Consider the following 12592-nt stretch of genomic DNA (forward strand, 5'->3'; position numbering starts at 1 on the left):
CCATGAAACAAGCTCTCGTGCATATCGCCTTAGTCGTAAGAGATTACGACGAGGCGATTGATTTTTATGTGAATAAATTAAAATTCGAATTAGTCGAAGACACTTATCAAGCTGAGCAAGATAAGCGCTGGGTCGTTGTTGCCCCACCGGGTTCTAAGGGCGCGTCTCTCTTGTTAGCGCGGGCGTCTAAACCTGAGCAGTTCAATTTTATCGGTAATCAGGCGGGTGGTCGGGTGTTTTTATTCTTGAATACCGATGATTTTTGGCGTGATTATCGCCGTATGGTCGCCGATGGCGTGGAGTTTGCGCGTGAGCCGCAAGTACAAGATTACGGTACAGTGGCAGTGTTTAAAGATCTCTACGGTAACTTATGGGATTTACTGCAATTGAATCCGAATCATGTCATGGCTAAGCGAATGAGTTAAGATTCAGTATTTCGTATGAATTACCGCGCAAGCTATTTAATGCAGTCAAACACTAGGAATACTCTTAGTGTTTGACCTCTGTTAAGTTCCTCGAAAATTATCAGTTATTGATCATTTTTATTGGGCATTCACTGTAAATTTCAATTTATTCTTATGGAACGGATAGATTTTATAATGGATCGGCCAATGCCATTATGTTTTTATTCAAAAGTTTTTATTAAAAATTCAATGCCTATCGAATAAATTACTCTTTTGTTCTTATAATTACCTATTCACTTTTTTCGTACTTTAGTATTTAACTCACATTTAAATTAATGAGCGTCAGTTTTTGTTGACAGTTTTATACGTCACTTATTTGCATCGGCGATTATTGTCACTTAGCTTCTTTAATGTTCTCTAGCTATAAAAATTTAGTCGTGAATATCATTACGTCTAAAGCAAGCTGGCATTTTAAAATAATATTTAATCTGAGTGACTTACTAAAGGAATCTGATAAGTATGAATTTTTTTAAAATACGTTGCACGGCATTATGGATAGGCCGCGCGTTAAGTGTCTCCGCGATAATAGCGTTACCATCGATGGCATCTGATATGCCAACCAGTCAGTATCATATTGATGCAGAAGAAATAAAAATGGTAGATATGCCTAGCGTATTACTGCCATTTAATAATCTGATATTTTTATATGGCGTAGATGCGTCGCAGTTTGATTTAGCTGACTTTATTTACGTCAATGTTCCTGACTTAATTGATAAAGAAGAGGCGATTACGCATTGGGCTGGATATTATAGTATTAACCCCAAAGTCATACTGACTTTGATGGAAATGCAATCTCAGTTAATTTCGTATCCGACAGCTGAAGCGCTTAACCGACCTTTGGGAACATTATCGGATAAACAGGGTTTTGAGGAACAACTCCAAGATGTATTGGCTCAGCTATCACAACGTTTTTATGCCTATGAAGAGTCTCAATTAAAAGGCCTATACCCGCCAAGTACCGACGCAGTTAACGCATCGAGTTTCGCATTATTGGCTTTGTTAAACGGTCGTAGGATAGAGCAACAGCAACATGCCGTTATGACGGGTGAGCACGCTTTGGGATTGGACCCATTCATTGAGCAGTTTAGATTATTATTTGGCAATACTGACCGTGAGTTGTTAATGAGTTCAGTTGCTAAAAATCCACTTGTAGCTGATTCAACTCAGTCGATGCAACAAGTCGTCCCATTGGCGAATATTACCGTGAGTAGTCTGCCACCCAGTAACATGCTGCAAATGCCTTGGCGACAGGGATATTCATGGCAATCCAATGGTGCTCATTCGCATACTGGGTCTGGCTATCCGCTATCATCAATCGATGTATCCTACGATTGGCCGCAATGGGGGAGTCCGACTTATTCGGTTGCTTCCGCACATGGTGGGACTGTCAATGTGTTGTCTCGCTGCCAAGTTCGGGTGACCAATGCTAATGGTTGGGCGACTAACTATTATCATATGGATCAAATTACAGTGCGTAATGGTCAATATGTAAACCAAAATACCGTGATGGGCATTTATGCAAATAATAAAAATGCAGCCTTGTGTGAAGGTGGGAGTTCAACTGGGCCCCATTTGCATTTTTCTTTATTAAAGGATGGGCGCCATGTGTCGTTGCAAGGTGTGTATTTGGGGCAATATAGAATCAACATTGGTAGTTACAACTATGACAATAACTGTAGTCGTTTCAATCTGTTTGATGTAAGTAACAATCGTACAATGTGCGCTTGGGCGCCGCTGTATAATGCTGGAAGTCTCTAATCAATGATAGAAAGCCCCTCAATCGAGGGGCTGATATAATGCGAGGAAAACCGTTGCTCGCTAAGCTAGCTGAATCCTCAAATTGTTTGGATATCCCCCTGTTTAAATTCTTGAATACCGGTGGTTTTTGGCGGGATTGTCAACGTATGGTCGCCGATGGCGTGGAGTTTGCGCGCGAGCCGCAAGAACAAGACTATGGCACAGTCGCTGTGTTTAAAGATCTCTACGGTAACTTATGGGATTTACTGCAATTGAATGATGAACATCCTATGGCTCACAGGTTAGCGTATCGGGAGCCAGGATTAGAAGTTAACCCCTAATCCTAAGGTGTAGCTGGTATCTCTCGTATTGCCTATCACTGTTTTAGTGTCGTTGAAGTCATATTTAAATGACAAATAAATCCGCTGAGTTAGTAGATATTTAAGTCCTACTGTCGAGTTTGAGATGTAATCAATCGAAGGCATATCTGGGAAAGCAATTTGCAGATCGGCATAGGACTCTAAAATGCCACCAAACCAATATTGTTTATAGTTAAGTGAGGCCGCCCAAGCATTTAGTTCTAGTTTAAAGGACTGTTGTTCAAGCCAAAAATGGTTGTAGGTTACGACGAAGTCTAATTTATCGCGCCCAGCACCCCAAAAGCGATAACCAGGACCGAGCCCCGCATAATAACTATGGCTATCGATGCCGAGTTTATCTTCTTCATAAAAATCTTCCTGACGTAACAGCCAATGCTCATTGAGCAGATAGTCTAATGAATAATGTCCTTCGAGGGTGTTGCGCTTAGTCACGTCATCTTCGGTTTCGTAGCGCACTTCGGTCTTGATATTATGTCGCCATTGCAAGGTTTCCGCTGTGATATCGCCTTTGATATGTAGCTTCTGACTATTTTTCTTGTTTTTGGTAACATCAAGTGTGGTTTCTACACTACCGTTAAAATTCCAATCTGAGTTTGCATAGTGCTGCGAGAATCTCAACTCACTCACGGGAGTGTGCTGGTTATTAATTAATACCATGCCATGTTCATTAGAGGCTTGAATACTTATGTCCTGTATGGAACGACTGACACTCCAAGGTCTAGTATCTGTGACTTCGAGGCTGAGAATAGCACTGCGTTGAATGGTAATTTTAGGGGCATAACTGGTGTTGATGATGAGATTTTGATCGTTAAACTCTTTAATTTCACCGCTAATTTTATCGCCATTGAGCAAAAAAACTGTGTCGGCATAACACAAGGGGCTGACACTACAGAGCGTAGCAACAAGGTACAATGCTGGATTGGATATCAGATTATGCATCTTGCTCGTGGGCTCAAAATAAGGGGAGAGTTAGTGTTGTCATTCTACTCGAACACAGGCTCTACAAAGCAATAACATTTGATAAAAGTGTTGATAAGGGATTGAAAACGGGTTCGCAATCCCTTACTTCTTTGCCATGTTAGCGTGAGTTAATTTCGGTGATTTTGAGGTTAATGAGCTGCTTCTGCCATTGGGCTTTATCTATGCCTTCGACCCAAATGACGCTGCTTTTACGCTGTTCGCCTTTGCGTAGATAGGTCTCAGGCATGCGGAAAATGGCTTCCCACACTTCGAGTTTTTCGGTTTTGAGCAAAGTACCATTATCGGCGAAGAAGCTAGCTTCAACTTCAACTAAGGTAACGTGTTCATTGCTGGTGCTGGCGAGATCGAAGCTGAGTCCGAGTTTGTCGCCTTTCCATTGACCTTCAGCAAAGCTGACTTTGATCCCATCTTTTGCCGTTGAGCCTAATAGCTCAGGTTGGGTAATCGCAGTGGCGGTCAATGTGGTGACTGGCGCAGCAACAGTTTGAGTGGTCACTGCGGCACTGGCAACATTGCTCGATGCACTTGCTACGGCTGCAGCGGCTAAGGCATTGGGCGCGGCTTTGGTTTCAGTGATCACGTATTCCCAGGTAAAGTCGTCTTTGAGTCTGACTTGGGCGCCATTTTCTAGGGTGATATTGGCTACGTCGGCCGCCATAACCGATGATGTTAGCAATAACAATGAGCTAAGTGCGCTAAGGCGTAATGAAGTGTGCATTAATTTTCTGGCTCCGATATCCGTCTGAGTCAATATTCTGCCCTAACATAAACAATTTGCCGCATGTTAGTCACTGTCTAAGTCGTGTTTTGATGAATAAAGTGGATTAATGGCGAGATTTTAACGCTAGTACAGATTGAGCTAGCTGACTGTGGCACTATTAGATAGGTGTACATGAGCGGTATGCTCAATGAATAAAGTAACAGGAGATTAAGATGCAGATGAAACATGGAATTTATGGCTTAGTGATTGGATTGGCATTTAGCACTGTCACTTTGGCTGCTGAAGCACCGAAAGTGGGTTGCGCGGCGAAATTAGATGCCATTAGTGCCGAACTTGCCCAAGCAAAAGCGGCAGGTAATAAGTATAAAGTCGCGGGACTTGAAAAGGCCTATGACGAAGTTTCAACCCATTGCGACGATGATAGCTTATACGCCGAGCGAGTCGCTAAAGTTGAGGCCTTAGAGGAAAAACTCACCGAGCGCCAAAACGAATTGGCCAAAGCCATAGAAGAAGGTCGTTCTATGGATAAAATCAACAAGAAACGCAATAAAGTCGCCGAAGTCGAGGCTGAACTTGCTAAGGCGCGAGCCGAGCTAACGCAATAAATAGCTCAAGCCCAATCGCTAGGAGCTTAGCCCGCGTAACCTATGCTTAAAATAGTGGATTCTGTGCTGGAGTTATAACCGGCACTCAGTATGAAGTGCTCAGTGATTCGATATCTTAGCCCAGCTTCTGCGCCCCAACGGGTTGTTTTATCTTCTTCCCATGTGGGTTTGCCATCGACAATTTTGGGTGAAATGTTATTCGTGTAAGACACTGTGCTGATATAGCCACTGCCGCCGGCATAAAAGCTTAAATCTGCCGTTAAGCTGTAGCTTAAGCCTAAGCGGAAGAGGCTTTCTTGGCGATAGGACTGCGCGGGTTCTGGCACGATAATATCGGTTTCACGACTGCGGGCATAGCCTAGGTAATAACCCCATTGCTGGTAATTATTATCGAAATGATAGGGGGCGATTGTAATGCCATAGAGATTATCTGTGGCGGGAATATAATCGAGCATAAGGGCGATATAAGGTGCATTGGCAGTTTCGTCTGATTTATCTGGCCTAACTAATTGCTTAGAAGTGCTATATTCGGCCGCTTGAAGCGGTTGGCATAGGCTCAGGAGTCCAATGCTAAGACAGGCAAGCGTATATGAATGACGACACATGGGATGGTTTCCTTAGGGGTAGGGGAAATATTGTTCATTTTCCTGTGTGCGGGGTCAATTCAAAATGCTAAAATCTCTTTTAAAATAAGTATTTGTAAATATTTTGTGTTTTGATTTGAGTGTTTTCTAGGGTGACATTTAACCGAGGTCAACTCGGCAGTTACCTTTGTATGGGTTTGTTGCGCTAGCGCCTACGTTGGAGTGAAATTGTGGATCAGGAAATAAGGCTCGAAATTTCGGCATGGTTAGCGGGCTTTGGGATTGATAGCCAACCCTCTGATGGAATATCGACCACAGTTATGGTCATTGCTTGCTTACTGTTAGCGAGCATCGCTTATTTTATTGTCCGACGCGTGGTGATTCGTGCGGTGAATATGGTGATCCTGCGCTCTAAGGCGACGTGGGACGATGTATTCATGCGTTATAAGGTACTTGAAAAGCTGGCCATGCTTGTGCCCGCTATCGTACTTAATCTATTGGTGCCAATCGCGCTGACTGAGCATCCACTGCTAAGCGGGCTAGTCGACCGATTACTGAGTATTTGGTTAGTGGTGCTGATTATCCGCGCTATGTATGCAGGTATGGATGCGGTTGATGAAATTTCAGATGTGAATCTGGTGAGTCGGCGCTTGCCTGTTAAGAGTTTCGTACAGTTAACTAAGCTATTTTTATTCTTTGTTGGGATTATCGTTTCTATCTCAATCTTGGCCGATCAATCACCTGTGTACTTCCTCAGCGGCTTAGGTGTGGCAACGGGTTTTGTGATGTTAGTGTTCCGCGACACTATCTTAGGTTTTGTGGCGGGCATTCAGTTAGCGGCTAACCGTATGGTGAGTAAAGGCGACTGGATCCAGATGGATAAATACGGCGCCGACGGTGCGGTAGAAGAAGTCTCGCTGACCACAGTGAAAGTGCGCAACTGGGACAAAACCATCACTATGATCCCTGCATATGCCTTAGTGTCGGATGCGTTTCGCAACTGGCGGGGTATGTCTGAGTCGGGCGGTCGCAGGATCAAACGCGCGATCAATATCGATATCAACAGCATAAAGTTTTTGACCGAGGAAGAGCGCGAACGTCTCAGTAAGATCAATTGCTTAAAAGAATATTTCCCCGCAAAAATAAACGAAATTCGTGAGTCGAATGCCAGAGTGTCGGATCTCGATATGAAAGTGAACGGCCGCCATTTGACTAACGTCGGCACTTTCCGCGCTTATCTGCAGGAATACCTACAGCGTCACGATAAAGTCCACAAGGATATGACCTTAATGGTACGCCAACTAGCGCCGACCACTGAAGGGTTACCGATCGAGATTTATATCTTCACTAACGACACTCGTTGGGCGTTTTATGAGGCGATACAAGCGGATATTTTCGATCATGTGTTTGCTGTATTACCTGAGTTTGGCCTGCAGGCGTTCCAAGCGCCAACGGGTAACGATATTCGCAGTTTAAAATCGGTGAAGGTCGAGGGTTAGTCTCGACTGATCAGAATCGCGGCTAAGGTGATAAATATACCGCCGCTGGTTCTGTCAAACCAATGCAGCTTGTTGCTCGCCTTTAGGCTGGGCGCAAGTACATTGGCCATGCAGGCATAAATCATCACAAAGCTAAAATCCACCACGGCCCAAGTGACTGCAAGAATGGTCAGTTGCGGTAATTGCGGCGCGGCAAGATTGAGAAATTGCGGAAACAAGGCGGCAAAAAACAGTAAATCCTTCGGATTACTGATCCCCACTAGAAACGCCTGCTTATAAAGCTGCGCAGGCGTACCTTTGCCCTCTGACGGGCTAACTTCAAGGGCTTGACCTTGGTTTTTCGTCAATAACAGCTTAATACCTAAAAATACTAAATAGGCCGCGCCGCACCATTTGAGCAGGGTAAAACCGTATTCTGAGGCGCTAATAATCGCCCCCAGTCCTGCCGCTGACGCCATCATTAAGATTAAAGCGGCGCTAACACTGCCAAGGCCTGTGGCTATGCTACGCATCTTGCCGAAGTGGATCCCATGGGACATAGATAACATAGCGATAGGGCCGGGTGAAATCCCAATCAATACAATGGCAAAGAGATAGAGTAACCAAGTTTCGGGTTGCATATTTGCTGCTCTAAATGGAATAAATGTTAATGTTTAGCACTCGCTATAAAATCAGGGATCACCTTAGGATGACGGCCTTTAATGGTGCGATAGAAGCTCAAAATCTCTTGCATGTCGGTCACGATATCGTCACTGGGTTGCAGTGGCGTGCGGATAACGACAGTGCGGCGGCTAAAGTCTAAGCCTACGGGAGTAATGGGTACTTGGGCCTTGCTGGCGATATGATAAAAGCCGCACTTCCAGCGCGTCACTGGGCCGCGGGTGCCTTCTGGCGCTAGCGCTAACTTGTAATCGGATTTTGACTCAAACAGCTGCACGGCGGCATCGACTAAGTTGTTGTTCTTGCGCCGATCCACCGGACTGCCGCCAATGGCGCGGAAAAACCAGCCCCAAGGCGGGATAAAGAGTTGGTGTTTGCCGAGAAAGTGAATGCGGATACCTAGGGCACCACGGGCTAAAATGCCGACAATGAAGTCCCAGTTACTAGTGTGCGGCGCAACTATGATGATGTATTTAGCACAGTCGGGCAGTTGGCCTTCTATCTGCCAGCCTGAAGTTTTAAGTAGCCAACGGCAAAGTGGTGTAAACATAGTTCGGTGCCCAGAGTCGAAAAATTAATAATATCATCAGCTTTTTTAGATTTTAAACTGGCTTAAACAAGATAGTCTGTACTTAATTCGTTATAGTACAGTTTAACCTGATTGATTGTGGGGGAACGATACTATGTTGAAAAATGGACTATTAAACAAGGTTATCTGGCAGCGTGTTTTTGCGGCACTGTTACTCTTGCTGACTTGTCATGTTAATGCGGTGCCGACGGATGAAATTACGCAGATGCTCAAAGGCCAAGAAGACGCCTGGAATCGCGGCGATCTCGATGCTTATATGCAAGGCTATTGGAAGAGTGATCAACTGCGTTTTGTCTCTAATGGTAAGTTTCGTTTTGGCTGGGAAGAAACTCTCGCTGCCTATAAGAAAAATTATCCAAATAAAGAAGCGCTTGGTGAACTGAAGTTCACTATCAAAGAAATCAAAATGCTCAGTAATTACGCCGCTATGGTTGTTGGGCGCTGGGATTTACGGCGGATAAAAGATGCCCCAACGGGCGTGTTTACTCTGTTGATTGAAAAAATCGACGATCGTTGGGTGATCACTATGGACCACAGTTCAGACTAAACCGTGTCCTTTACACTCAGTGCTGCACTGCAGTTCAAATTAGATTTGCGATAATAAACAGTCTGGTTTGGCTGGCGGCTCGGCGGGCAGGGTTAAATGGAAATCCTGCTGTCCAAGCTGTCTACCTTTGCCATCGTATCTCACTTCGGTGAAATGCATACCGCCCTCAGCATCTTCAAGCAGAATGCTGGTGGAGCGGGTGCCATAGTCGGGGTGACGAATATAAATCGCAGCTAAACGCCGTTCCCACTCGATCCCGACTCCCGTATTAGGCAGCTCATTATCTTGCGGCTGGGAATCGTCTTTCATTAGTTGTAACAGTACTTGCACTTCTATACTGCTGGACTGGCTGATTGCCGCTTCTAACGCCTGCTGTCCCTTCGCCATTTTCGGCCAAATATCATCGAGTGCACCATTGCTAATGGCATGAAATCCATCGGCAAGTTTTACTGTGTCTTTATTGATACTGTTAAAACAATATAAGTCAGTGCCTTGGCCGAAGATGAGATTGAACGGCTGATAATTGTCGCTATGTTCAACGAGCCAATTAGGGCACACGAGCGACCCTGAGTTGAGCGTCATAGTAATTAGCTCGCCACGACTACGCATGGCTTCAGGGTTCTTTTGCGGAACGCGCAGATTGGTTATGCCTGCGATTTGTCCTTGTTTATTGATGCCAAACCAAGTGCCACCGGCCTGCAGATCTTTACCCGCGAGTATGTTTTCTTCCGGCGGCCAAAAATGCGCTGGCGCAGTTGGTCTATGATGAAACTCATCGCGGTTGGCGCAGATGATTAAGGGATACTTAGGATGGGCATTAATGGCGACAAAGAGTATGCACATAGCAGGCTAAATTAATCCAAAGGTAGATTAACTTAGCCTGTCTGCTCACAAATGAACAGCGTTAGTGGTGCGAGTGCTTATCTGTTTTTGTGTGTTCATGTGCATGTTTATCGGCACTAGGTGTCACAACAGGTTTCTGCTCGTCTGTGTGCGAAGCGCTAGATTCGTGAGTATGTGTATTCTCGTGGGAATGGCTATGGGCGTGACTATGCGCATGAACTGCAGGTTTGCTGAGCATTAAGCGGCGTAAAAATTTACGTGGACCTAAGCGCAGTAAGCTGGCGGCAAACACCCCTGAGAGGATCAGTAGAGCAATTAAGTTCACGACTTCAGGCAAGGTAAATAAGGAGAACCATAGTGGCAAGCGTAATGCTGCGGCTAAGCTCAGCGCAATAATACTCAGTAATATTGCCCTTTGCGTCCATGTCATTAACTTAAGCTGAGCTATGTTGAGTACAGGTGCTGCAATCAGCGGCATCATAATCGCAATAGGACTCCAGCCACTATAAGCCAGTGCAAGAGCGAGTACGGCGGCGCCTAAGTTGCAGAAACGCATAGGTAAAAATACAAGTAATAGCACAACAACCTGTAGCAATGGATTGCTTAAGGGCATTGAAGGGTGGCCAATTAAATTCACTAATACTAGGCTAAGTAAAATCCAAGGTGCGCTGCGATCGACTAAATGAGCAAAGCCGAAACGCAGTGAATTGCTGGGTAATTTAGTGTGTGGATCGGTAATGGTGACGTTAGCATGGCTTAAATACGCACTCAGAATAAACACTACAAGCAATTGGAATAATGCTAACCAAGGACCAAGAAGTAGAGCTGTGATCACTAAGGCTTCAGGCCCAGCTAAGCGTTGGAACCAGCGACGGGCTAAACTGCTATCCTGCGGCGTCAAACCTAATTTAAAGCGCAGCGCAGCCGCACCATAGCTCAGCAGTAACACGGGTGCGAGCTTTAATAGCCAAGTTATTAATTGCTCTGTGCTGTGATCATGGTGGGCATGTTCGTGGCCGCCTGAATCCATTAATAGCAGCATCACGAGTAAACCGATGCCGAGCAAACTACCTATGCCAGCTTGGTATTCATATTTGCCTTGCGTATCACTTTCATGCTGACCATGGGGTTGATGTAGTACCACATGCAGAATTGTGCCTGTAATAAAGGCTTGTAAGTAGACAGTGTCATCGATATTTAAATAAGGAAGTAGTTGCTCACCGGCGAAATAGCCTATGCCTGTAAATAGCATCTGGGCTGCAAAGATCATAAGTGTCCAACGTGTTCCGAGATGGGGTTTAAGTATCCACCATACTGCAAAACCGACGGGTAATTGGTGGAGTATGACACCAAGAGCTAGCAGAATGGAGTTATCGTCTTGCTGCGCCAAAACCATAGCGGTGCCATCGGTGATGGTATGCAGTAATAAGCCACCAATACCCAAGAAAAGCGTAAAATTATGGGTGACTTCTGAATAACGGTGAAATAGGCGTTCGCTGGCGGTAGGCCCCCAGATGCCGAGGAGTACAAAGACGATCGCAAGCATGCCACCATGCTCGAGTAATTCTGGCAAGATGTGGATCAGCACTAATCCGCCTAATGAGACGAATATAAAACCATCGAGCCCCTTTTGTAAGCCACTACTCGATGAGAAGTAGCGATAAAACAGAGGGCCAATTAAGAGTGCGATACAGCTAGCAAGAAGATAGAGCATGGATTCCACGGAAAATTTGCTGAAAAAACGCCATAGTATACCAGCTGTAAAGCAAAGTGAGCAGTGACTTGCAGGCAATTTACTCAACTGACATTTTATACTGTGTTTTGAAGGGGAGAATTTTATTCACTTTGGCCATTCTGCGGAGAAATTTTCAGATCTAACTCGAGAAAAGGTACTATACCCAAGCTACCTGAAGATATGAGTTTCAGAGCGCCTAGGGTGCTTCAATTCAAGGCGCATCAATGACAGAATGTCGGCCACCTTTTGAATTGTTGCAACACGGAAGTGGAGCTCCCTAGGCGCTCCGTTCCGGCGGGTTGTAACGTACTTTATGCCGTGTTGGTTATTTTTAACTTAGCCCACTAGGTCCGCAAATAACCGCCTTGCCTAAAGTGCGTTACATTCCCGCTGAATCCTGCATCTTCAGATTGTTTGGGTATATAATATCGGCTTATGTTGGCTTGGGTGTTGATACGTTAAATGGATATATTTTCTGCTGCGGTAATGTTGTTTCTGATCATGGACCCTTTGGGGAATTTGCCGATTTTCGCGTCGATTCTACGGCATATCGATCCCAAGAAACGTCGTAAGGTACTGATCCGCGAATTACTTTTCGCCTTAGTGATCATGTTGTCTTTCCTTTATGCGGGTGAAGCCATTTTAAGTTTCTTAAATCTTCGTTCCGAATCTGTGAGTATTGCAGGCAGTATTATTCTGTTTTTGATCGCGATTAAGATGATTTTCCCCCAACCCGGTGGTGTCGTTGGATTAGCCGCGGGAGAAGAGCCTTTTATCGTGCCTATGGCTATTCCCTTGATGGCTGGCCCATCGATTCTTGCAGCCTTGATTTTACTGGCGCATACCGATAGCTCACGTATGGGCGATTGGACCATAGCGTTAGTGTCAGCTTGGGGGGCGAGTGCGGTGATCTTAATGTTTTATAAACTTTTCACCCGTGTGCTGGGGGAAAAGGGGCTCACAGCAGTCGAGCGTTTGATGGGTATGGTGCTGGTCATGATCTCAGTGCAAATGTTCCTCGACGGTATTTCAAACTATCTGAAAACCGCTGGCTAACTTTATCTAGTTTGATCAAAACGAAACCGTATTAACGTTGTTAATGCGGTTTTTTATGGCTGAGATTTGGCTTGGAATTGAGTCAGCACAGAGGTTTGCTGAATATTTGCTGACAAAAGTGCAAATCTTACCTGCGAACAGGTGTATCAAGTTGTTACTGAGGTGCAGTGCTGCTAATGTCGAAAACTCTG

At 45.0% G+C, this 12592-nt stretch carries 13 protein-coding genes and 1 pseudogene; 7 read left to right on the forward strand and 7 right to left on the reverse strand.

Annotated features, from left to right (window positions below):
* Positions 1–2: 2 nt before the first annotated feature.
* The 3 genes and pseudogenes from KO537_RS19770 to KO537_RS19780 all read left to right on the forward strand — a co-directional run.
* Positions 3–425 (forward strand): VOC family protein, encoded by a 423-nt coding sequence (locus KO537_RS19770; protein WP_219235476.1) that lies wholly within the window; start codon positions 3–5, stop codon positions 423–425.
* Between the two features lie 498 nt (positions 426–923).
* A complete protein-coding gene (locus KO537_RS19775) occupies positions 924–2222 on the forward strand; it encodes a M23 family metallopeptidase (protein WP_219235478.1) in 1299 nt (432 codons plus the stop codon).
* Positions 2223–2320: 98 nt separating this feature from the next.
* Positions 2321–2542 (forward strand): annotated as a pseudogene (locus tag KO537_RS19780) (VOC family protein); the annotation flags it as partial.
* Here KO537_RS19780 and KO537_RS19785 read toward each other — a convergent pair.
* Entirely contained in the window at positions 2525–3520 is a 996-nt protein-coding gene (locus KO537_RS19785) for a DUF481 domain-containing protein (protein ID WP_219235480.1), read from the reverse strand. The pseudogene KO537_RS19780 and the gene KO537_RS19785 sit on opposite strands and share 18 nt — an antisense overlap.
* Positions 3521–3659: 139 nt before the next feature.
* The gene (locus tag KO537_RS19790; protein WP_219235482.1) at positions 3660–4280 is read right to left on the reverse strand and encodes a DUF3157 family protein; all 621 of its coding nucleotides are present in this window, start codon (positions 4278–4280) and stop codon (positions 3660–3662) included.
* Between the two features lie 215 nt (positions 4281–4495).
* Between KO537_RS19790 and KO537_RS19795 the strand changes: the two genes are divergently transcribed.
* A complete protein-coding gene (locus KO537_RS19795) occupies positions 4496–4888 on the forward strand; it encodes a DUF1090 domain-containing protein (RefSeq protein WP_198573371.1) in 393 nt (130 codons plus the stop codon).
* Between the two features lie 26 nt (positions 4889–4914).
* Here the strand turns inward: KO537_RS19795 and KO537_RS19800 are convergent, their stop codons facing one another.
* Entirely contained in the window at positions 4915–5493 is a 579-nt protein-coding gene (locus KO537_RS19800; RefSeq protein ID WP_219235484.1) for a porin family protein, read from the reverse strand.
* A gap of 209 nt (positions 5494–5702) precedes the next feature.
* On the opposite strand from KO537_RS19800, the gene KO537_RS19805 reads away from it, so the two are divergent.
* The gene (locus KO537_RS19805; RefSeq protein ID WP_198573369.1) at positions 5703–6971 is read left to right on the forward strand and encodes a mechanosensitive ion channel domain-containing protein; all 1269 of its coding nucleotides are present in this window, start codon (positions 5703–5705) and stop codon (positions 6969–6971) included.
* On the opposite strand, the gene KO537_RS19810 is transcribed toward KO537_RS19805, so the two are convergent.
* Both KO537_RS19810 and KO537_RS19815 read right to left on the reverse strand, forming a co-directional pair.
* The gene (locus KO537_RS19810) at positions 6968–7591 is read right to left on the reverse strand and encodes a LysE family translocator (RefSeq protein WP_198573368.1); all 624 of its coding nucleotides are present in this window, start codon (positions 7589–7591) and stop codon (positions 6968–6970) included. The genes KO537_RS19805 and KO537_RS19810 overlap by 4 nt on opposite strands.
* A gap of 26 nt (positions 7592–7617) precedes the next feature.
* Complete coding sequence (locus tag KO537_RS19815) at positions 7618–8181, reverse strand: lysophospholipid acyltransferase family protein (protein ID WP_113941259.1); 564 nt, start codon at positions 8179–8181, stop codon at positions 7618–7620.
* Between the two features lie 133 nt (positions 8182–8314).
* Between KO537_RS19815 and KO537_RS19820 the strand changes: the two genes are divergently transcribed.
* Entirely contained in the window at positions 8315–8767 is a 453-nt protein-coding gene (locus KO537_RS19820) for a DUF4440 domain-containing protein (protein WP_105250965.1), read from the forward strand.
* A 39-nt stretch (positions 8768–8806) separates the two neighbouring features.
* Here KO537_RS19820 and KO537_RS19825 read toward each other — a convergent pair whose 3' ends face one another.
* Both KO537_RS19825 and KO537_RS19830 read right to left on the reverse strand, forming a co-directional pair.
* Positions 8807–9610 carry an NRDE family protein gene (locus KO537_RS19825; RefSeq protein WP_173496987.1) on the reverse strand — a complete coding sequence of 268 codons (804 nt, stop codon included), beginning with the start codon at positions 9608–9610 and terminating at the stop codon, positions 8807–8809.
* Positions 9611–9671: 61 nt separating this feature from the next.
* On the reverse strand, positions 9672–11324 hold the full coding sequence (locus KO537_RS19830; protein WP_173497909.1) for a metal transporter: 1653 nt from the start codon (positions 11322–11324) through the stop codon (positions 9672–9674).
* Positions 11325–11807: 483 nt separating this feature from the next.
* On the opposite strand from KO537_RS19830, the gene KO537_RS19835 reads away from it, so the two are divergent.
* A complete protein-coding gene (locus KO537_RS19835; protein ID WP_173242540.1) occupies positions 11808–12401 on the forward strand; it encodes a YhgN family NAAT transporter in 594 nt (197 codons plus the stop codon).
* Positions 12402–12592 lie beyond the last annotated feature (191 nt).

The sequence above is a fragment of the Shewanella sp. NKUCC01_JLK genome, from assembly GCF_019345615.1.
GTDB classification, from domain to species: domain Bacteria; phylum Pseudomonadota; class Gammaproteobacteria; order Enterobacterales; family Shewanellaceae; genus Shewanella; species Shewanella oncorhynchi.